Genomic DNA, 20,873 nt, shown 5'->3' on the forward strand with positions numbered 1-20,873 from the left:
GAGACTTCATGACCTTTTCTGCCGATCTTTTTTCCGGGCGAACGGTCGTCATTGCCGGCGGTACATCAGGCATCGGTGCGGCGACTGCCCGGCGCTTTGCCGATCTCGGCGCCCGCGTGCTGAGTTTCGGGCTTGGAGCGTCGATGGCGCCGCCGAGCCGGCGGATCGAGAACCATGAGGTCGACGTGCTGAAGCCGGGCGCGCTGGAATCTTTCTTCACCTCGGTCGAGGCGATCGACATTCTCGTCAATTGCACCGGCGTCAGCCGCGATCGGGGCGAATGGGCGAAGGCGACCTTCGACGAGGTGATGGCGATCAATCTGACCTCGGTCATGGATTGCTGCCGGCTGGCGCGTTCTCGCATGCAGGCGGGATCGGCAATGGTCAACATCGCGTCGATGTACTCGACCTTCGGCGCTGCCGACCGCCCGGCCTATGCGGCAAGCAAAGGGGCGATCATGCAGCTGACGAAATCGCTCGCCCAGGAATATGCACAGGCCGATATCCGTGTGAACGCGGTGGCGCCCGGCTGGATCGTCACGCCCTTGAGCCGGGCGCTGTTTGCCGACGAGCCGGTCTCGGCACCGATCCTGCGCCGCATTCCGGCAGGCCGATGGGGTGCTGCCGAGGAAGTTGCCGATGCCATCGTCTTCCTGTCGTCCGACGCGGCACGCTATATCACCGGCGCCTGCCTGCCGGTCGATGGCGGTTATCTCACCTCTTAAGGATACGATCATGGCTGCAGCACTCCAACGGCATGTCGATACCGCCAGCGGGCGTGCTTTCGCCGGGCTTGCCCGCAACCTGTTCGGAAATGTCCGGCTCGACTTCGGCGCTGCCGACGAGGAAAAGAGCCGGATGATGTCGGCCATGCTGGGCGTGTGCCGGCTGACGCGGCTGGAGGCGGATCGGCACATCGTTTTCGGCGACCATGTCATGGCCGGTCCGGGCGATCCGGATGCGATCAAGCTCATCGTGCAGACGGAAGGCAGCGCCTCGCTGGTGCAGGGCGGTTTGCATGCGCCCGTGTCGCCGAACGCGCTCGTGCTCTACGACCCCGGCCGTCCCTATATGCTGACGAACAGCACGCCGGTTCGCCAGCTATTGTTGCAGTTGCCGCGCCATGCGCTGCCCCATGCAGCCCTGGGACGGTTGGTACGACCCTTCACGGCACATTCCGAGCATGACGGCATGTGCCGCATTCTGTTGTCGCTGATGGACTCGACCATGCATGAGCTCGACCATCTCGACGAGGCCCGGCGCGCAAGCGTCGGTCAGACCATGATCGATCTCGTCCGCACCATGATCAGTGCTGATCTGCCGTCGGCAAGGCCGGTTGCCAATCCGCTGGATCTGCTGTTGCAGCGGATCAAGGATTTCATCGATACCCATCTCGCGCGTCCGGACCTGACCGTGACGATGATCGCGCGGCGCATGGGCTGCTCCGTGCGCTATATCTATCGCGCATTCGAGGCCGAGTGCCTGACGCCTTCGGACTATATCTGGGATCTGCGCCTGCAGAGAGCTGCAGCGCGGTTGCGGGATGCAGGCGGCTATGCGGGCGAAATATCCGAGATTGCCTTTGCGCTCGGCTTTTCCTCCAGCGCGCATTTTTCGCGCGCCTTCCGCCATCGCTATGGCGTCTCGCCGACGCAATGGCGAAAGGCGCGAATTTCCTAAGCAGGCGAGGCGGCCCGGCTACGCCAGGCCGCCGCCATTCCTCATTGCATGGATTCGGCCACTCTCAGCGTGTCCGTGAATTGCTCGAAACGCCGGATCTTGTCGCCCGCCACGCCCCAGACATGGACGACACGGGCCTTGAAGGGCTTGCCGGTCTGCTTGTTCGTGCCGCTATAGTCTCCGACAGCCACGACCTCATCGCCGGCGTCAAGGAGACGTTCCAGCTTGAAGGTGTAACCATCGAAGGCCTGACCGAGCGCCTGGAAGACGTTTTTGAAGATCTCCTGCGGGCCGACATAGGTGCCCGCGCAGGGAAAGCCATCCATCTCCGTCCAGCGGCAATCCGGAGCGATGTCGGCGAGCATGCCATCCATGTCGCGGCGGTCGTTGGCGTCGTAGTGTGCTTTTACGATATCGAATGCTTTGCGCATGGCGTCCTCACACCGGTTCCTGGCCGGGCAGATAATAGGTCATCGACGCCTTGCGGATGAAGGCGCCGGCGGGGCTGTTCTGGATGCGCCCGTCGCCGGTGATGCCGAGGAACTTGCCGGTCGAACGCATGTCGTTGAAATTGTAGAAGAATGTGGATGCAACCGCGATCTTGAATTCCCGGAAGGTGAAAATGTAGAGATTGTCGTCGAATTTATAGGTCGTCGTGAGGTCGACGTCGCCGTGGCCGCGTTGCACGCCGACGAGGCATTGCCAGGCATAGCGCTGCGACGACAGGTAGGTGTGCTCGTAGACATGATTAGGGCTGTAGGTGAAATGCGCCCTGAGCCCGATCAGATCGCGGCTCTCATGCGGCACCGGTCCGCTCGCCACGCCGCCATCGATGACACCGGCGCGGAAGATCTGAGCGACCTGAGGCTCGCCGACGGACTCCTTGAGGTCGCGAACGACCGAGTAGATCGAAAGAACGCGACGCGTCTCTGTGTTGATGATCAGCGTCTCGGCTTCCTTGGGGCGGCCGGCGAAGACGATTTCGACGAAATAGGTCTTCGGCGCGACTTCGATCACCTCGGATTTGTCCGTGCCGCCTTCCTTGCCGTCCGACCACTTGACCTCGCCTTTCGCGAAGGCAAGCTCGAGCGTGCGGCCGTCGTCGAACGAGATCTTGTGGGACGAGCCGACAAGCGCCTCCGTTGCCGGCAGGCGGTTCGTGTCGATGCCATAGGCGAACTCGTCGTAGGTTTTCCAGTCCTTGGGATTCTGGTTCATCGCTATCTCCTCCCCTTGCTTATTCAACGAAGGCCAATGTCGGCAGGTCGACCGTACCGGCGCCGCCATCGACGGTCAGGACAGCGCCATTGATCATCGATGCCTCGGCTGAAGCGAGGAAGCAGACGGCGTTGGCGACATCCTCGGCGGTTGCCGGGCGGCCGAGCGGCACGTCCTTGGTCACGAGCGCGTAAGCTTCCTCGATGCTGTTCAGCTTGTATTTCTCGACGATGAATTCCATCTGCTCGTCGGCCATGGCGGTCGTCACCCAGCCCGGGCATACGGTGTTGGTGCGCACGCCCTTGCGCCCGTAGTCGCGCGCCAGCGATTTCGCGAGCCCGATGCAGCCGTGCTTCATGGTCACGTAGCCGGCCGCATCCGGACCGGCAAACAGCCCGGCGATCGAGGCGAGGACGACGATATTGCCCTGGCTCTTGATGAGGCTCGGCAGGGATTCGCGGGCGCTGACGAAGGCAGTGTTGAGATTGAGCCGGACGGCCAGATCCCATGTCTCGTCCGACATGCTGACCGTCGGCCCGACACCGTGGCCGCCGGCATTGGCGATCAGGATATCGAGGCCGCCGAAGGTCTCGACGACCTTTTCGACCGCGGCCTTCATGGCTGCACCGTCGGCTGCGTCGGCCGCGACGACGGCAGCGCCGATCTCCTCGGCAACGGCGCGAAGCGGCTCAGGACGGCGCCCTACGAGCGCGACATTGCCGCCCTCCTGCCGGATGCGGCGAGCCACCGCCGCGCCGATGCCCGTGCCGCCGCCGGTGATCAGGGCAGTCTTGTTCTTGAAACGCATATGTCCTCCTATTGGCTTTCCGGTTCATCATGGCCGATGCGTACAGGGACGTCGCGTCCAGCTGTGCAGTCCATTTTGACTGAGCGTGCACAATGCGTCGCCTGCGCCCGGAATTTGCGCGCCGAGACACAGACGCGCGCGACGCCGAAGAGGGCTGCGTCAGCGATCAGTAGACCTTTGCGTCGGCAACGGGCTTGGCTGCCTCTGTCTTCTTGAAATCGTCGAGGAGCTTGGTCGTGGCGTTGGCAAGCAACGTGACGTCGTTGCCGATCGCAACGAAAGTCGCGCCGAGTTCCAGATAGCGTTTGGCAAGCGAGAGGTCGCCGATGAGGATGCCGGCGGCCTTGCCGTGCGACTGGATTCTGCCAAGTGCCTTTTCGACCTCGGCCTGCACCTCAGGCGCACCCGGCTTGCCGAGATAGCCCATGTCGGCGGCAAGATCGGCGGGTCCGATGAAGACGCCGTCGACACCCTCGGTCGAGGCGATATCGTCGAGGGCAGCAAGCCCGGCGCGGCTCTCCACCTGCAGGAGCAGGCAGATTTCCTCATTGGCCGTCGCAAGGTAATCCGGAATGCGGTTGAAGGCGGAGGCGCGGGCAAGGGCAGCGCCGACGCCGCGCACGCCATGCGGCGGGTATCTGACCGCCTTGACCATGGCTTCCGCCATCTCCCGGCTTTCGACCATCGGGATCAGCAGGGTTTGCGCGCCGATATCGAGCATCTGCTTGACGATCCAGGTTTCGCCGATCGGCGGACGGATCACCGCATGGCTTGCGGTGCCCTTCATCGCCTGCAATTGCGAGACGAGAAGCGGCACGTCGTTCGGTGCATGCTCGGCGTCGAGCAGCAGCCAGTCATAGCCGGCGCTCGCGCAGATCTCGACCGTATAGGCGTTGGCAAGCGCCTGCCAGAGGCCGATCTGCGCTTTCCCGTCCTTGAGGGCCTGCTTGAAGAGGTTCCTTGGCGCCGGCATGGTTCACTCCTTCATGCAAAGAACAGGCTGACCGACCCGTACGGGCCGAAATCGGCAGTGATCGTATCGCCATGCCGCGCCTCGATCGGGCGGATGAACGATCCCGCCAGCACGATCTGGCCGGCCTCGATGCCGTCGCCATACTGCGACAGGCGATTGGCAAGCCAGGCGATGCCGCGTGCAGGCTGGTTGAGAACGCCGGCGCCGAGCCCGGTTTCCTCGACTTCGGCATTGCGGCTGACGATCGCGCCCATCCAGCGCATGTCGATCTGGTCGGGCCGCACGGCGCGGCCGCCGGTGACGATGCCGGCATTGGCGGCGTTGTCGGAGATGGTGTCGACGATGGTACGCGCCTTCTTCGTTTCCGGATCGACGCGCAGAATGCGGGTATCCAGGATTTCAAGGGCGGGCGTGACGTAATCGGTGGCGTTCAGCACGTCGAAGATCGAGACGTTCGGTCCCCTGAGCGGTGCCTTCATCACGAAGGCGATCTCGGCCTCGATGCGCGGCTGGATGAAGCGGTCGGCCGGCACCGTTGCACCGTCTTCGAACATCATGTCGTCGAAGAGGACGCCGGAATCGGGGATGTTGATGTTGAGGGCATATTGCATCGCCTTCGACGTCAGCCCGATCTTCCAGCCGATCGGCTTGCGGCCGGCGGCGATCTTCTTCTGCACCCAGGCGCTCTGGACGGCATAGGAATCGTCCATGGTCATCTGGGGATGCTTGAGCGAGAGGAGCCCTGTCTGGACGCGCGTCCGCTCGGCCTGATCGAGACTTTCGGCCGCAGCCTGGATTTCGTCATGCGACAGCATCAGAGCACCTCGTCGGCGATGGTGTTTTTCAGGATGCCGAGACCATCGGCCTCGACTTCGACGACATCGCCCGGCTTCAGCCAGATCGGCGGATCGAAGCGCGCCCCGGCGCCCGTCGGCGTGCCCGTGACGATGACGTCACCGGGAACGAGCGTGGTGAAGGTGGAGATGTAGTTGATGATCTTGCGGAAGGAGAAGATCATCCGGCTGGTGCGGTCGCTCTGGCGCACCTCGCCGTTGACGCGGGTCTTGAGCTCGATGTCTTCCAGCTGGGCCGCATCGGTGAAGGGGATCAGCCAGGGGCCGATCGAGCCGGTGCGGTCGAAGTTCTTGCCCTGGGTAACGTTGAACTTCGCATGGCGAACCCAGTCGCGGATCGTGCCTTCGTTGCAGAGCGACAGGGCTGCGATATGGGAGAAGGCATCGGCCTCGGCAATCCGGCGGCCGGCCTTGCCGATGACGATGACGATCTCGCCCTCATAGTCGAGCTGCGGGCTTTCCGGGGGGCGTATCAGCGGCTGCTCGTGCCCGGTGAAGGAGCGCGGAAAGCGGATGAAGAGGGAAGGGTTGGAGGGGGCCGCCTGCCCATCCTTGTATTCCTCGTTGCGGTCGGGGAAGTTGACCCCGACGCAAATGATCTTTTCCGGTGCCGGAATGGGAATCTCGAAGCGGATGTCGTCGAGCGCGAAATCCGGCTTCGATGATCTGGCTTCCTCGGCGAGTTGAACGAGGCGACCGGCCTCGATCACTTCGCGCAGCGTCGGCCATGTCGCGCCGTGGCGGGCCGAAAGGTCGACGACACCGCCGTCGACTGCAAGCCCGTAGCCGTGACGGTCGTTTCTCGAAAAGGACAGGAATCTTGGATGGGTCATGCTTTTATCTCGGGCTTTCCCTTAGCCTCAGGCGACGCCGCCGAGGCAGACATATTTGATTTCGGTGAATTCCTCGATGCCGTAGCGCGATCCCTCGCGGCCGAGGCCGGAGAGCTTGACGCCGCCGAAGGGCGCTTCGGCCGTCGAGATCAGGCCGGTATTGACGCCGACCATGCCGTATTCCAGCGCCTCGGCGACGCGGAAGACGCGGGCGAAATCCTTGGCGTAGAAATAGGAAGCGAGACCGAACTCGGTATCGTTGGCCTGAACGATGACATCGCTCTCGTCCTTGAAGCGGAAGAGGGGAGCGACCGGCCCGAAGGTCTCTTCCTTAGCGACAGCCATTGACGGGGTGACATCGGCGAGCACGGTCGCCTCGTAGAAGCGTCCGCCGAGCTGATGGCGATGACCGCCGGCAACGACGCGGCCGCCCTTGGAGAGCGCATCGGCGACATGTTCCTCGACCTTGGCAAGAGCCGCCTCGTCGATCAGCGGGCCGAGATTGATGCCTTCGTCGAAGCCGTTACCGGTCTTCAGCGTGCCGACAGCCTTGGAGAGCTTCTCGGCAAAGGCGTCATAGACACCGTCCTGCACGTAGAGACGGTTGGCGCAGACGCAGGTCTGGCCGTTGTTGCGGAACTTGGCGATCAGCGCGCCTTCGACGGCGGCATCGAGATCGGCATCGTCGAAGACGATGAAGGGTGCGTTGCCGCCGAGCTCCAGCCCGAGTTTCTTGATGGTCGGCGCGCTCTGCTTGTAAAGCTCGGCGCCCACTTCGGTAGACCCGGTGAAGGTGAGCTTGCGCACGACCGGGCTTGCGGTCATCTCGGCGCCGATGGCGCGGGCCGAACCCGTGATCACGCTGAAGAGGCCCCTCGGCAGGCCGGCGCGCTCGGCGAGAATCGCGATGGCGATCGCCGAGAACGGCGTCTGCGAGGCGGGCTTCAACACCATGGCGCAGCCGGCGGCAAAGGCCGGACCGGCCTTGCGAGTAATCATCGCATTCGGGAAGTTCCAGGGCGTGATGGCCGCAACAACGCCGATGGGCTGCTTCATGACCAGAATGCGCTTGTCTTTCTGGTGGCCGGGAATGATGTCGCCATAGACGCGGCGCCCCTCTTCGGCAAACCATTCGACGAAGCTCGCACCATAGGCAATCTCGCCCTTGGCCTCGGCAAGCGGCTTGCCCTGTTCGGCCGTCAGAATGCGTCCGAGATCGTCCTGGTTTTCCATCATCAGCTCGAACCAGCGCCTGAGGATGCCCGAACGTTCCTTGGCCGTGCGGGCGGCCCATTCCTTCTGCGCGGCCTCGGCGGCGGCAATCGCCTTCTTCGTTTCGGCGGCACCCAGATTGGGAACGAGGCCGATGATCTCGCCTGTGGCCGGATTGTCGACCTTGATCGCGTTGGATGGATCGGCCTCGATCCATTCGCCGCCGACCAATGCCGCCTGCCGGAACAAAGTTGCGTCTTTCAAATTCATGATTGCCTCCTCGCGCTTGCGAACGTTGACGAGGAGCGGGCGCCTTTCGCCCGCTCTCAAGGATAACGCTTAAGGCGCGATAATCGGCTGTGCCTTCAGGTCGGGCTCGGCCACTTCCGCACCGGCGAACAGGCTACCATGTTCGAACCAGGATTTGGGAGCGGGTGCGCCCCAAAGTGTCTGGCGCTGCGGATCCTTGAGATCCCACTTGATCGGCTCCAGATCGGGATCGACGGTCTGGTAGTCCGAGCAATAGATCTCGATGCGGTGGCCGTCCGGATCGAGGATATAGAGGAAGAAGGCGTTGGAGATGCCGTGGCGGCCCGGACCGCGCTCGATGTTGGCGACCCAGCCGGTGGTCGCCATCAGGTCGAGCAGGTCGATGATGTTGAGCGGCGTCGGCACCCAGAAGGCGGTATGGTGCAGGCGCGGCCCGCGGCCGTTGGTGAAGGCGATATCGTGGACGCCGCCCTTGCGATGCGTCCAGGCGGCCCAGAGGCGACCCGTTTCGGCATCCTCGGTGTATTCGGTGACGCGGAAGCCGAGTTCGTTGTAGAAGGCGACGCTTTCGTCGACATTGGTCGAGAAGCAGTTGAAGTGATCGATGCGCAGCGGCTTCACGCCCTTGTAAAGCGCGTATTTCTGGTGGATCGGCGGCAGGCGATCCATCTTCGAATAGAATTCGAGCGGGATGCCGTGCGGATCGCGGGTGCGGAAGGTCCGCGCCTGATAGGGACGTTCGACCCATTCGACCGGCAAGCCCTTGCCCTTGAAGAAATGCGCGGCCTTTTCCAGGTCCTCATCGCCGAAGACCTTGAAACCGAGGTCGCGGGCTTCGCCCTTGTCGGATTTCTTGAGCACGATGCAATGATGGCCGCGCTCTTCCATCGCGCGCAGATAGATGGTGTCGGCCGTTTCGTCCGTCACCTGCAGGCCCAGCGTATCGACATAGAAGGCGCGGGACTTGGCAAGATCGGTGACGCCGAATTCGACATGGCTGAGGCGCACGATGTTGAAGGGCGGGTAGAGATTGGGTTTCGGCAGGGGCATTTGTTCCTCCTCTTATGCGTAATTATGTGTTGGCGGCTCAGCCGCCGAGTTTCTGGATGGCGTGAGGCTTGGTGGCGAAGGCGATGTTCTTGGTTTCCATGTAGAAATCGAAAGACCAGTCGCCGCCGTCGCGGCCGATGCCGGAGCTCTTGACCCCGCCGAAGGGGGTCGGCAGATGGCGCACGTTTTCCGAATTCACCCAGATCATGCCGGCGTCGAGATGATCGGTGAAACGGAAGGCGCGGGTGACGTCCGAGGTCCAGAGATAGCCGGTCAGGCCATATTGGACGTCGTTGGCCAGCGCCAGTGCATCGGCTTCGTCCTTGAAGGGGATGGCCGTCAGCACCGGCCCGAAGATTTCTTCTTGCGCGATGCGCATTTTGTTGTGGGCGCCGGTAAACAGGGTGGGCGAGACATAGCAGCCGCCACCCGGGCCGTTGACCTTCTCGCCGCCGGCGGCAAGCGTCGCACCTTCCGAACGGCCGATCTGGATATATTCCAACACCTTCTTTTCATGCACGGGATGAACGAGCGGGCCGACGACCGTTTCCGGATCAAGGGGATGGCCGACCTTGATGCGCTTGGCCTTTTCCGCGACGATGGCGGTGAACTTGTCGTAGACGCTTTCCTCGACCAGCAGGCGCGAAGACGAGGTGCAGCGCTCGCCGTTCAGCGAATAGATCATGAAGACGGCGGCATCGGCCGCGCGCTCCAGATCGGCATCGGCGAAGACGATGACCGGGTTCTTGCCGCCAAGCTCGAAATGAACCCGCTTCAGCGTATCGGCGCCCTGCTTCATGATCATCGAGCCGGTGCGGCTTTCGCCGACGAAGCCGATTGCCTTGATCAGGGGATGTTCCGTCAGAGCCTTACCGGCATCCTCGCCGAAGCCGTTGACGAGATTCCACACGCCTTTCGGAAGGCCGGCTTCCTCGGCGATTTCGACCAGCAGGCGGGCGGTCAGCGGTGAGAATTCGGCCGGCTTGTGCACGACGGTGCATCCCGCGGCGAGCGCCGGCGCGATCTTCCAGGTCGACAGCATGAAAGGCGTGTTCCACGGCGTGATGATGCCGACCGGACCGATCGGCACGCGCGTCGTCAGGTTCACCTGGCCTTCGGCGCGGATGGCCTTGCCGTCACGGGCTTCCGGCGCACGGTCGGCGAAGAAGCGAAAATTCTCGGCGCCACGCAGGGCGGCCTTGGCCATGAATTTCAACGACTGCCCGGTATCCATGCATTCGACGAAGGCGATCTCTTCGGCGCGCGCGACGATCGCGTCGGCGATCTTATGCAGGAGCTTCTTGCGCGCGTCGCCCGGCATGGCGGCCCATTCGGCGAAGGCGGCTTGTGCGGCCTTCGCGGCGCGGTCGATATCGGCGGCCTTGCCGCGGGCGACGGTGGCAAGCGGCTTCAGGTCGACGGGCGAGATGGTTTCGAAGGTCGAGCCGTCATCGGCGGGCACATCTTCGCCGTTGATGCGGTTGAGCAGCGTCTTGTCCTTGAAGCGGGCCAGGTAGGTTTCGGCCTTCGCGATGTTTTCCTGCAGTTTGGACATCGTCTATTCCTTTGGTGTTATTTTATCCCGCGAAGGGAGGTGTCACTTGCCGCGAAGCCGCGGATGGATGGCGTTCTTCTTCCAGCTCAGTTCCGCGTCGATCTCGCGGATCTCCAGCGAGAGGGCGAAATGCGGCGTCTCGAAGAGCGGGTGGAGAACGTCGATCGCTGCCGCAAAGATCGCTTCGCCGGTGCGCTTCTTTTCTTCGGCCGTGCGTCCTTTGCCGATGCGGAAGTTCAGATCCACGAAGGCGTTCTCGGGCAGCCTGTCGGCAATGGCGTAGTGATCGGCGCGAAAGGCGCGCACGCGCACGGCGCCGACCTCGAAAAGGCCGGTCTCCAGAACCGTCTTCAACAGCCGTTCGCAGAGCGCGCCGATATCGGCACGGCCCTCCAGATTGGCTGAATATTCGATGGCGAGATGTGGCATTTGAGTCCTCCCGACCCTCTATTTACTTAACACGTTAATAATTATGCGGAAGATGTCAAGCGGCCGGCTTGAGCTTTCTTGCCATCTCCAGACTTTCGTTGACGTAACGTGACAGCCGCCCGGCGGCGTCCGGAATTTCGGGACGTTCGGCAAGCCATCCGATATAGGTGAGGCTCCTCAGCACCATGAAGAGCGGCAGGCTCGCCAATGCGGCATCGGAGAGCGCGCGGCGGCTGCGATAGCCTGATATCAGTGCTTTCTCGATTGCCGGATAGGCAGGCTCGTTGCGGTTCTTGAGCAGGGTCGTTGCGACATCGAACAGGCGGAAGCCATGTCCCGCATCGTCGAAATCGATGAAGGCGACATTGCTGTCTTTCCCGGTCAGGAAGACGTTTTCCCGCACGAGATCGGCGTGGATCAGCCCATAGTCGAGGGTCTGGCTGTCCGCGTCCGCAAGGGCATGGCGCAGTTCGTCGCGCAGCGCCGAGAGTGCGGCGGTGTCGTCCGGCGAAAGGCCCCGGCAATCCCAGAAGCGTCCCCAGAGCGGTCTTTCTCCGATCAGGCCTTCGGCGTCCCATGCCGGGCGGTGAAACCGCTCCGGCGGCTTCCAGTCATCCGCAAGCTCGTGCATGGCGGCCATGCCGTGACCGATGCGGAAGAAGATTTCCGCCTGCATTTCGGCCGATTGCGCTAGTGGCACGCCGCTCTGGCCGAGCGGAACGCCGTCGATCCAGCTCACCACATCCGCATGTTGTTCGGCAAAATGCCTGTTGGCCGGAAGGCAGACAAGGCTCTGCCGATCGCTCGTCGGCACCGGGTGCGGCACGTCTAGGCCGCCGAGCTTGAGCGCCGCCATGAAATGCAGTTCCGAGCGCAGGCTCGTCTCGTCGTGATAGCCCGGTCGATGCAGCCTGAGTGCCGCGAACTGTCCGTCTTCGAGCACAATGCGGAAGACCGCATTCTCCCGGTATTTCATCAGGACAGGTTCATGCGCCTTCACCGGCCAATGCTCGAGCGCTTCCAGCGCGCGCTGCTGCAGCGCGTCCCGGATGGTCTGTGGCAACTGATCCGCCATGGAAGCCTCACAGGCCGGACAGAACGTCGTCGAAGATCGACAACATGAAATCGGCATTGTCCCTGGTGAACGGCATTGGCGGCCGGATTTTCGTGGCGCATTGGTGAATGCCGATCTTGCCCATCAGCACGCCGCGTTCGCGCATTTCATTCACGATCCTGGTTGCCTGTGCGGCGGCCGGCTCCTTCGTCTGCCTGTCCTGCACGAATTCCGTCCCCATGAAGAGGCCGCTGCCGCGCACGTCGCCGATGATGGAATGCTTTTGTGCGAGCCTGTTGAAGGCATCGCGCGTGTATTCGCCGACGTTGCGGGCGTTCTCGATGAGGTTTTCCTCCTCGATGACATCGAGTACGGCCATGGCAGCCGCGCAGGAGACCGGATTGCCGCCGAAGGTGTTGAAATAGCGGAACGCCTTGCGGAAGGCATTTATCGTGTCGAGATTGGCAACGACGCCGCCGACCGGATGGCCGTTGGCCATCGGCTTGCCGAGCGTGACGATGTCGGGAACGATGCCGGCATGCTGGTGGCCCCACATATGCGAGCCGGTGCGGCCGAAACCGGGCTGTACCTCATCGGTGATGACGAGACCGCCGGCCTTGCGCACGGCTGCGACCGTCTTGTCCAGAAAGCCCGGCGGCAGGTCCGGAAAGCCTTCGTTGGCGAAGAACGGATCGATGATGATGGCCGAGAAACCGTGCGGGCTCTCCTGAAGCGAGGCAATCGCCTTCTCCACTTCGGCCGCGAAGGCCGTGGCGAAGGCATCTCCACCTTCGCCGCCGAGGGGACGGTAGCTATCCGGTGCCGGCACATGCCGGACATGACCGCCGAAGCCGCCGACCGGCGGCATGCGGGTCGACAGTTGCGACACCGCGGTCGTATTGCCGTGATAGGTGTGGTTGGTGGCGATGACGCCGGTCTTGCCGGTCACGGCCTGCGCCATGCGCAGCGCCACGTCGTTCGCCTCGCTGCCCGTGCAGGTCAGGATCGCGGCATTGAGGCTCTTGTCGAAGGTCGCCGTCAGCCGCTCGACATAATCAAGAATGCCTTCATGCAGGTAACGCGTGTGCGTGTTGAGCGTCGACGCCTGCCGCGTGATCGCCTCGACCACGCGGGGGTGGCAATGGCCGACATGCGGCACATTGTTGTAGCAGTCGAGATATTTGCGGCCGTCGGCATCCCAGAGCCAGACGCCTTCCCCGCGCACCAGATGCACGGGGTCGTCGTAGAAGAGCGACATGTTCCGGCCGAGAAGGCGCTCGCGCCGCGCAATGAGGGCTGCATTGTCGGACATGATCAGGCCCCTGCTGCGACGAGACCCGCGTCGAGCGCGGTCAGAATGGTCTGAACATTTTCGGCCGAGATAATCAGCGGCGGCGACATGATGACGTTGGCGCCGGAGGTGCGGATCAGAACGCCGGCGTCGTAGGTCGCATCCTGAACCTTCTGGATGACGTCCTTGCCGGCGGCGCTCTTCTTCTTCCGGTCGCTGACGAGTTCGAGGGCGCACATGAGGCCCTTGCCGCGCACATCGCCTATCAGCTCATGCTTGTCCTGCAGCTTCTTGAGGCCGGCCAGAAGCTCTTCGCCGCGCGCCGCGGCATTGGCGGCGACGTTGAGCCGCTTGGTTTCCTTCAACGCAGCCAATGCCGCGGCGGCGCCGACCGGATGACCGGAATAGGTGTAGCCATGGCCGATGCTGCCGACCGGGCTCTTGTTGCTCTCGAAGACCTGCGCCACCTTGTCTGCGATCATGACGGCACCGAAGGGGAAGTAGCCGTTGGTGATCGCCTTTGCCGTCGACATCATGTCCGGCTGCACGCCCCACAGGCGCGATCCGGTCCAGGCGCCGGTGCGGCCGAAAGCCGTGATGACCTCGTCGGCGATCAGCAGGATGCCGTGTCGATCGCAGATCTCGCGCATCAGCGGCAGGAAGGTCTCGTGCGGGACGATGACGCCGCCGGCGCCGAGCACCGGTTCGACGATCAGGGCGGCGATGGTGTCTGCGCCCTGGAAGGCGATCACATCTTCGAAAAGCCTGCCGATGGCGGCCGCGATTTCCGCGCCGTCGGTCGTGTTGAACGGGTTGCGGTAGGTGAAGGGCGCCGGCAGGTGGAAGACGCCGGGCAGCAGCGGTTCGTAATTGCGCCGGAAGTTCTGGTTGCCGTTGACCGAGGCGCCGCCGAAATGCGTACCGTGATAGCCTTTCTTCAGCGCCACGAACTTGGTGCGTTCCGGCTGGCCGTTGATCTTGTGATACTGGCGTGCCAGCCGCAGGCAGGTCTCGACCGAATCCGAACCGCCGGACGTGAAGAACGAACGGCTCAGCCCATCCGGCTTGAACCATTCTGCAAGCTCGTAGGACAGCTCGATCAGCGGCGAGTTCGTCGTGCCGCGGAAGGTCGAATAGTAGGGCAGCTCTTCGAGCTGGTCGCGGATTGCCTTCTTTACGGGCTCGCAGGAATAGCCGAGGTTGACGTTCCACAGGCCGCCGACCGCGTCCAGCACCTTCTTGCCCTGGATATCGACGATCTCGACGCCTTCGCCAGAATTGATGATGCGCGGCGGGTTGGCCTGCATTTCGGCAGGGTGGGCCATCGGATGCCACAGGTGACGGGCGTTGTTTTCGATGATGAAATTGGTTTCACGCATGTCGATTCCTCTTGGTTCAGAGCCCCAGCATGGCAAGGGCGCGGGCATAGCTTTCGGCGGGCCGGGTCACGTCGAAATGCACGTAGGGCAGATTGACGGCTTCGGCACCTTCGATGTTCTTCTTCTGGTCGTCCACGAAGACGCACGCCTCACGCGGCAGGCCGAGCTCGGAAAGAACGAGCTCGTAGGCGCGCGGATCGGGCTTGAGGATCTTCGTATAGGTGGCGTCGACGATGACGTCGAACAGGTCGATCAGCGGAAAGCGCTGACGGAACTCGACGCCGTAGAACAGGTCGAGTTCGTTCGAGAGGATAGCGAGCTTCAGTCCCGCCTCCTTCGCGCGCAGGATGGCGTCGCGCGCCTCGGGACGCAGAACCAGCTCCGGCTCTGCGCCGCGCGCCCGGCGCACGAAGGTCTGCATGTCGGTCCAGTTTTCGCCGACCATCTTGCCGACTTCGCCCGTGCGCGTCAGCCAGTAGTCGCGCTCGGTGATTTCGCGGTTCTGCATCGACACCCAGAGCGGATCTGTCGTCGTGTCGAACGGGCCGAGCCAGGTCAGCGATCCCTTCGGAAGGCCGAGCGTGCGTTCCGTGACGTCGTGCGTTTCGAACAGCGTGCGCGTGACGACGCCGCCGAAATCGAGGATAAGAGCGCGTTCTTTCGTCATGGCCGTCCCTCCGGAATGACGCCTTCGGCTACCCATTGGTCGAAGATGGCAAGGGCAGCTTCCGAGAAGGCCGGCGTGTTGATGTGAGTGTCGACTTCCCGCAGCGTGACGGCGGGGGGAATGGCGCGGCGCATCTCATCGAGAAACGCATTCAGGCCCTCCGGATCGTGCAGGGGCTCATCCGGCTTGTCCCATTCCTGCAGCCCCTCGTTCGGCAGCAGGAAGGCGATCCTCGCATCGGCACGCGCGAGTTTCTGCCCGATCAGCCGGGCGACCTCGCGGCGCCCCTCCGGCGATGTCGTGACCGATCCGATCAGCCGGTTATGGGCGTGATACGGACGATCGGCAAAAATCTCGGGTAGCGCCTGCCATGCCTGAAGATCGACCATGTCGACCGCACCGGGGGCGACGATCTGCGGAATGCCCGCGCGCCCGGCATTTTCGAGCCTGTCCGGCCCGGAGGTGACGACGGTCCCGTAGTGATGATTGCTGACTTCCTGGATGCAGAAATCGAAGACGGCGGCGAAGCCGCCCTGGGAGGCGATCGCTTCATAGGCCCGGCCGCCCATGCCGGTGGCATGGAAGACGGCGACGTCGTAGCCGCGCTTTTCCAGTTCGGGCCGAAGATACTTCATATATTTCAGGCAGGACGAGCCGAGCGAGGTCATGCCGATCAGCGGCCGCTCGCGATCGGGTCTGGTTCCGTGCTTCGCAGCGCCGACGACCGCGCCGCAGGCCTGCGAAAGGACCGAGCGGCAGATGCTGTTCAGTCCGTAGAGACCACCGGCCCACAGGATCATCATCAGGTCGGGCGCGATGCGCTCCGGCGGAATGAGATGGGAGTAGGCGATGGTCGAAACCACGAATTTCGGCACGCCGAGCGGCAGGACCGCCGCGACGTCGAGCGCCAGGTCCGTGCCCATGGAGCCGCCGAGTACGATCGCTCCATCGACAAGCCCGTCTTCGTAGATCTGCCGCGTCAAAGCCGATGCGCCCTTTGCCATGGCAGCCATGGCGGTGTTTTCGTCGCCGCTTTCGGCGATGTCCTCGATCGTGGTCGAGGCGGCCTTTGCAATGTCGTGCTTGGAATAATCGGGGCTATAAGGCGGATCGCCGAGAATGCTGACATCCATCATGACCGGCCGGCCGCCGGCTTCCTTGATGACCGACGCCATGAATTGCAGTTCGTCGCATTTGGTGTCACCGGTTCCGATGACGAGTATCCTTGGCGAGGAAGCCTCAGAGCTCATCAATCTGTCCTCCTGATTTCTGGAATGGTTCCCATGGGTCTTTCCGACCCGTAATATTTTTCCGAGATTGCATTGGCCGCGGCCGCCGCCTGAGCGCCGAATTCATGGATGGCGGCTTTCGTGATGCGCGAGAACGGAGCGGCGATGGCCACGCATCCGATCGGATGGCCATTGGGCGTACGGATCGGCGCGGCCGTGCTGACGACGCCGGCCTCCAGGCCGTTATGGCTGATGGAAAAGCCGCGCGCCGCCGTCTCGTCGAGCATGACACGCACCAGCTGGGGATCGACGACGGTGTGGTCGGTGAATTTCTCGAGCGGCTTTGCGAGCGCTTCATCGATCTCCGCCTGCGGGCAGAAGGCCAGGAAAGCAAGGCCGGATGCCGTGGCATGGAAGGGCAGGAAGCTGCCGACATCGACGGTGATACGGTGCGCGCGCGGCGAATCCTCGACATGAACGGTCGAAAGCCGGCCGGCCGAAAATTCCGAAAGATGCACGGTCTCTGTCGATGATTCCGCAAGCGTCCTGATGAAGGGAATGGCAATCCGCAGAAGCGGAAAGCGCGCTTCGCGGATGCGCGCGAGGCGAACCGGTGCGGAGCCGATGCGATATCGGCGCGTCTCCAGATCCTGTTCGACGAAGCCGTGCTTTTCCAGCTCCACCAGAAAGCGTCGTGCCGTCGCCTTGTCCAGCGCGCACAGGCGGGCGATGTCGGTCAAACCCGCCTCCTTGTCCAGCCGTGACAGGGTGTCCAGCAATGCAAGCGCCTTTCCGATCGTGCTCATCGTTCCTCCTCTTGGGTTGGTCAGTCTCTGATTTTGTGCGTCCAGCCGGTGCCTTCCGTCAAATCAGGTCGCTGACCCTGCGCCGCGGCACGATAGCAGCGACCCAAGATACTTAACATGCGAAATAACTTGACAGAGGTTGGGAATGTTTGCAAGTCTATATTTGAAGCTGTGGTTCAAATAATGAACCATAAGCGCTGACGGCGGCAAAATCAACAAAAGCATAAGCCCCGCTCGTCAGTTCGGTTTTGGTGGAGGTCGCCTGCGCATAGTCGCAGCGACGATCGGATGCTCTCAAGCAAAGGGGAACCAACGCAGATGAACACGCAAAATTCGCAGAGCACGGCTGAAAATCAGCTGCGCAAAAACAGTCTCGGCGTAGGCGCCGTGACCTTCCTCGTGGTCTCGGCCGCGGCACCGCTGACCGCGGTTGCAGGCGGCGTGCCGCTTTCGATGATGCTCGGCAACGGCCCCGGCATCCCGCTGACCTTTCTGTTGGTGACAGGCATTCTGCTGCTGTTTGCGGTCGGCTATGTCGCCATGGCCCGCCATATCCGCAATGCCGGCGCTTTCTATGCCTATACGGCCCAAGGTCTCGGCGGCCTCATGGGCGGAGCGGCCGCACTGATCGCCATCCTGGCCTACAACGCCATGCAGGTCGGCGTTCTCGGACTGTTTGGCGCCGCCACCAAGGGCCTTTTCGCCGAGCAGCTCGGCATCGACCTTCCCTGGTGGGTCTGGAGCTACGTCGGGATCGCCTTCGTCGCCGTCTTCGGCTACCGTCGGGTCGATCTGTCGGCGAAGGTACTGACGGTGCTCGTCATTCTCGAATATGTCGTCGTGCTCGTCATCGACGCCGCGATCTTCGTCAAGGGCGGCGACGCCGGTCTGTCCGCAGCACCGTTCACGCCGACGGCCTTCTGGAGCGGCGCGCCGGCAATCGGCCTTCTCTTCTGCTTTGCCGCCTTCATCGGCTTCGAGGCAACGACCATCTACAGCGAAGAGGCGCGTGAACCGGAAAAGACCGTGCCGCGCGCGACCTATATTTCCGTTCTGATCATCGGTCTGTTCTATATGCTGACCTCGTGGCTGATGGTGAACGGCGCCGGTGTCGACAAGCTCGTTCCGACGTTGCAGGGTCTCGCCGATCCGACGACCTTCCTCTTTGGCCTAGCCGAGCGCTACGTCGGCCACTGGATTACCGTCGTGATGAGCGTTCTCTTCGTCACCAGCCTGTTTGCCGGCATCCTGGCCTTTCACAATGGCGTGGCACGCTACATGTATGTGGCGGGTCGCGAGGGCCTTCTGCCGAAGTCGGTCGGTGTCACGCATCCGGTTTTCCAGAGCCCGCATGTCGGCTCGATCATTCAGACCGTCATCGCCATACTCGTCGTTGCGCTCTTTGCGGCGACGGGGCAGGATCCGGTGCTGGCGCTCTTTTCCTGGGCCACCAACGTCGCTACCCTGGCAATCATCCTGCTGATGGCGTTCACCGCCTTCTCGATCGTGGTGTTCTTCAGCCGCAATCCCGGGCTTGAGCGCAACGTGCTTGCGATCAAGATATTGCCGATCGTGACGGGACTCATTCTTCTGGCTCTCGTCTATTATATTTCGGCGAATTTCGGCGCGATCGCCGGGGCCAATGGCGCGCTTGCCGTGTTGTTGCCGGGGCTGGTGCTGATCGCGGCGGTCATCGGATTTATAGCGGCCGCTCGCCTCAAGTCTTCGGATGCGGCAGGCTATGCCCGCCTCGGTGCCGGACAGGAAGCCTGACGCAGTGTCAATCGGTGGCGGGAAAGAGCCCGCCACCCTTTTTGTGAGAAAATGAGATGCAGGACAAGATCGACCAGCTCCGGACATTATCCGTTTCCCCGCAGGCACTGTTCATCGGCGGCGCATGGCGCCAGCCGGTCAGCGGCGCGGCGATGGAGGTCATTTCGCCGATCGACGGAACGAGGCTGACCACCATTGCCGATGCCGGTGCCGACGATGTCGATCTCGCGGTCAGGGCTGCGCGGCACGGCTTCGAAAAGGGGAGCTGGTCGAAAGCAGCGCCGACGGAACGCAAGAAGGTGCTGTTGAAGATCGCCGAGCTGATCGAGAAGAACGCGCTCGAACTGGCCGTGCTCGGCGTGCGCGACAACGGCACAGAAATCTCAATGGCCCTGAAGGCTGAGCCCGGCAGTGCCGCAGGCACGTTCCGCTACTATGCCGAGGCGATCGACAAGGTTTATGGCGAGATCGCGCCGACGGCTGAGAATATTCTCGGCCTTGTTCACCGCGGCCCGGTCGGCGTCGTGGCTGCCATCGTGCCATGGAATTTCCCGATGATGATCGGCGCGTGGAAGATTGCTCCGGCGCTTGCCGCGGGCAATTCCGTCGTGCTCAAGCCCGCCGAGGGCGCGTCGCTGACGTTGCTGAGGCTCGCCGAAATTTGCGCCGAAGCCGGCTTGCCGGAAGGCGTGTTCAATGTCGTCACCGGGCGCGGCGCCGTCTGCGGAGAGGCGCTGGGGCTGCATAGGGAAGTCGACGTGCTTGCCTTTACCGGCTCGGGCCTCGTCGGACGGCGGCTTCTGGAATATTCGGCGCGCTCGAACCTGAAGCGCGTCTATCTGGAGCTTGGCGGCAAGTCCCCGAATATCGTCTTTGCCGATGCGCCCGATCTCGATCTGGCGGCCAAGGTATCGGCCTATGGCATCTTCCGCAATTCCGGGCAGGTTTGCGTCGCCGGTTCCCGGCTGCTTGTCGAGAAGTCGATTCATGCCGCCTTCTCCGAGAAGGTCGCGCATATTGCCGGGAGCATGAAGGTCGGCGATCCCTTGCAGGTGGCGACGGAAGCCGGCGCGATTTCGAGCGAGGTTCAGTTGAGGAAAGATCTCGACTATGTTGCGCAGGCAGTGTCGGAGGGCGCTTCGTTGCGGACCGGCGGCTCGCGCATTTTGGAGGAGACCGGAGGCTATTACATGCGGCCGGCCGTATTCGACGTCACGCCGTCCATGACGCTGGCGCGGGAAGAGGTGTTTGGCCCCATCCTATCGATCATACCGTTCGAGACCGAAGCGGAGGCTCTGCGGATCGCCAATGCGACGGAATACGGCCTTGCCTCGGCCGTCTGGACGTCGAACCTGTCACGCGCGCACAGGCTGGTGCGGGGAATCCGCGCCGGCGTGGTGCACGTCAACACCTATGGCGGTGCGGACAACAGCGTGCCGCTCGGCGGGGTGAAGCAGTCGGGCAACGGGCATGACAAGTCGCTGCATGCCCTCGACAAATATGTCGATCTGAAAACGGCCTGGATCCAGCTCTGAAGCGACGCCGCATTCCAGGAAAAGTGGCCAGCGGTTTTCCATCCGCCATCGCGTGAAACAGAGAGGGAGCGGCTCAGCGTTTGTGAAGCGCGGGCTGCTCCAGGTCTCCGACAATCCGCCGGGCTGACGAGGGCTGGCGGCAGTGGCTCCAGGGCATTTGCCTTGTGTTGCGAGCGAGCGGACGCCCGTGGCCACCAATCGACTCCCGGCAATATAATTAACGTGTGAACTATGTTGACAAACGGGCGGACCTGCAT

General features: G+C 62.8%; 20 protein-coding genes. 4 read left to right on the top strand and 16 right to left on the bottom strand.

The window, feature by feature from the left end; translation table 11 throughout:
- Positions 1 to 8: 8 nt before the first annotated feature.
- Both ACJJVH_RS21825 and ACJJVH_RS21830 read left to right on the top strand, forming a co-directional pair.
- Entirely contained in the window at positions 9 to 725 is a 717-nt protein-coding gene (locus ACJJVH_RS21825) for an SDR family NAD(P)-dependent oxidoreductase (RefSeq protein WP_412066113.1), read from the top strand.
- A gap of 10 nt (positions 726 to 735) precedes the next feature.
- On the top strand, positions 736 to 1,680 hold the full coding sequence (locus ACJJVH_RS21830) for a helix-turn-helix domain-containing protein (RefSeq protein WP_412066115.1): 945 nt from the start codon (positions 736 to 738) through the stop codon (positions 1,678 to 1,680).
- A gap of 41 nt (positions 1,681 to 1,721) precedes the next feature.
- Here ACJJVH_RS21830 and ACJJVH_RS21835 read toward each other — a convergent pair whose 3' ends face one another.
- From ACJJVH_RS21835 to ACJJVH_RS21910, 16 genes are all read right to left on the bottom strand, one after another.
- Positions 1,722 to 2,111 carry a nuclear transport factor 2 family protein gene (locus ACJJVH_RS21835; protein ID WP_113356970.1) on the bottom strand — a complete coding sequence of 130 codons (390 nt, stop codon included), beginning with the start codon at positions 2,109 to 2,111 and terminating at the stop codon, positions 1,722 to 1,724.
- A 7-nt stretch (positions 2,112 to 2,118) separates the two neighbouring features.
- Positions 2,119 to 2,898: a MoaF C-terminal domain-containing protein gene (locus ACJJVH_RS21840; RefSeq protein WP_412066116.1), complete on the bottom strand. Its 780-nt coding sequence runs from the start codon at positions 2,896 to 2,898 to the stop codon at positions 2,119 to 2,121.
- 19 nt (positions 2,899 to 2,917) lie between these two features.
- Positions 2,918 to 3,706, bottom strand: a complete 789-nt coding sequence (locus ACJJVH_RS21845; protein ID WP_112799552.1) for an SDR family oxidoreductase — start codon at positions 3,704 to 3,706, stop codon at positions 2,918 to 2,920.
- A 166-nt stretch (positions 3,707 to 3,872) separates the two neighbouring features.
- Positions 3,873 to 4,679, bottom strand: coding sequence for a 4-hydroxy-2-oxoheptanedioate aldolase (gene hpaI / locus ACJJVH_RS21850; protein WP_412066117.1), 807 nt, complete (start codon positions 4,677 to 4,679; stop codon positions 3,873 to 3,875).
- Positions 4,680 to 4,690: 11 nt separating this feature from the next.
- Positions 4,691 to 5,494 (bottom strand): 2-oxo-hept-4-ene-1,7-dioate hydratase, encoded by an 804-nt coding sequence (hpaH, locus tag ACJJVH_RS21855; RefSeq protein WP_113370061.1) that lies wholly within the window; start codon positions 5,492 to 5,494, stop codon positions 4,691 to 4,693.
- Entirely contained in the window at positions 5,494 to 6,366 is an 873-nt protein-coding gene (locus tag ACJJVH_RS21860) for a fumarylacetoacetate hydrolase family protein (protein WP_412066118.1), read from the bottom strand. Before ACJJVH_RS21860 ends, hpaH begins: the two co-directional genes overlap by 1 nt.
- A 27-nt stretch (positions 6,367 to 6,393) precedes the next feature.
- Positions 6,394 to 7,848 (bottom strand): NADP-dependent succinate-semialdehyde dehydrogenase, encoded by a 1,455-nt coding sequence (gene gabD / locus ACJJVH_RS21865; RefSeq protein ID WP_412066119.1) that lies wholly within the window; start codon positions 7,846 to 7,848, stop codon positions 6,394 to 6,396.
- A gap of 69 nt (positions 7,849 to 7,917) precedes the next feature.
- Entirely contained in the window at positions 7,918 to 8,898 is a 981-nt protein-coding gene (gene hpaD / locus ACJJVH_RS21870; protein WP_113384389.1) for a 3,4-dihydroxyphenylacetate 2,3-dioxygenase, read from the bottom strand.
- A gap of 37 nt (positions 8,899 to 8,935) precedes the next feature.
- Positions 8,936 to 10,453, bottom strand: a complete 1,518-nt coding sequence (gene hpaE / locus ACJJVH_RS21875) for a 5-carboxymethyl-2-hydroxymuconate semialdehyde dehydrogenase (protein ID WP_412066120.1) — start codon at positions 10,451 to 10,453, stop codon at positions 8,936 to 8,938.
- Positions 10,454 to 10,495: 42 nt separating this feature from the next.
- Positions 10,496 to 10,882: a 5-carboxymethyl-2-hydroxymuconate Delta-isomerase gene (locus ACJJVH_RS21880; RefSeq protein WP_112799564.1), complete on the bottom strand. Its 387-nt coding sequence runs from the start codon at positions 10,880 to 10,882 to the stop codon at positions 10,496 to 10,498.
- Between the two features lie 55 nt (positions 10,883 to 10,937).
- Positions 10,938 to 11,957 carry a homoserine kinase gene (locus ACJJVH_RS21885; RefSeq protein WP_412066121.1) on the bottom strand — a complete coding sequence of 340 codons (1,020 nt, stop codon included), beginning with the start codon at positions 11,955 to 11,957 and terminating at the stop codon, positions 10,938 to 10,940.
- Between the two features lie 7 nt (positions 11,958 to 11,964).
- The gene (locus ACJJVH_RS21890) at positions 11,965 to 13,248 is read right to left on the bottom strand and encodes an aspartate aminotransferase family protein (RefSeq protein WP_112799568.1); all 1,284 of its coding nucleotides are present in this window, start codon (positions 13,246 to 13,248) and stop codon (positions 11,965 to 11,967) included.
- Positions 13,249 to 13,250: 2 nt separating this feature from the next.
- On the bottom strand, positions 13,251 to 14,606 hold the full coding sequence (locus ACJJVH_RS21895; RefSeq protein ID WP_412066122.1) for an aspartate aminotransferase family protein: 1,356 nt from the start codon (positions 14,604 to 14,606) through the stop codon (positions 13,251 to 13,253).
- Positions 14,607 to 14,622: 16 nt separating this feature from the next.
- Positions 14,623 to 15,273: an HAD-IA family hydrolase gene (locus ACJJVH_RS21900; RefSeq protein ID WP_112799572.1), complete on the bottom strand. Its 651-nt coding sequence runs from the start codon at positions 15,271 to 15,273 to the stop codon at positions 14,623 to 14,625.
- Positions 15,270 to 16,523 (bottom strand): Tm-1-like ATP-binding domain-containing protein, encoded by a 1,254-nt coding sequence (locus tag ACJJVH_RS21905; RefSeq protein ID WP_412066123.1) that lies wholly within the window; start codon positions 16,521 to 16,523, stop codon positions 15,270 to 15,272. Before ACJJVH_RS21905 ends, ACJJVH_RS21900 begins: the two co-directional genes overlap by 4 nt.
- Positions 16,523 to 17,308 (bottom strand): IclR family transcriptional regulator, encoded by a 786-nt coding sequence (locus ACJJVH_RS21910; RefSeq protein ID WP_112799577.1) that lies wholly within the window; start codon positions 17,306 to 17,308, stop codon positions 16,523 to 16,525. The genes ACJJVH_RS21905 and ACJJVH_RS21910 overlap by 1 nt, the downstream gene beginning before the upstream one ends.
- Positions 17,309 to 17,626: 318 nt before the next feature.
- On the opposite strand from ACJJVH_RS21910, the gene ACJJVH_RS21915 reads away from it, so the two are divergent.
- Together ACJJVH_RS21915 and ACJJVH_RS21920 are read left to right on the top strand one after the other, a co-directional pair.
- The gene (locus ACJJVH_RS21915; RefSeq protein ID WP_412066124.1) at positions 17,627 to 19,081 is read left to right on the top strand and encodes an APC family permease; all 1,455 of its coding nucleotides are present in this window, start codon (positions 17,627 to 17,629) and stop codon (positions 19,079 to 19,081) included.
- A 56-nt stretch (positions 19,082 to 19,137) separates the two neighbouring features.
- Positions 19,138 to 20,616, top strand: a complete 1,479-nt coding sequence (locus ACJJVH_RS21920) for an aldehyde dehydrogenase (RefSeq protein ID WP_412066125.1) — start codon at positions 19,138 to 19,140, stop codon at positions 20,614 to 20,616.
- Positions 20,617 to 20,873: the final 257 nt, after the last annotated feature.

It is taken from the genome of Rhizobium sp. SYY.PMSO (assembly GCF_046840415.1).
Lineage (GTDB): Bacteria > Pseudomonadota > Alphaproteobacteria > Rhizobiales > Rhizobiaceae > Rhizobium.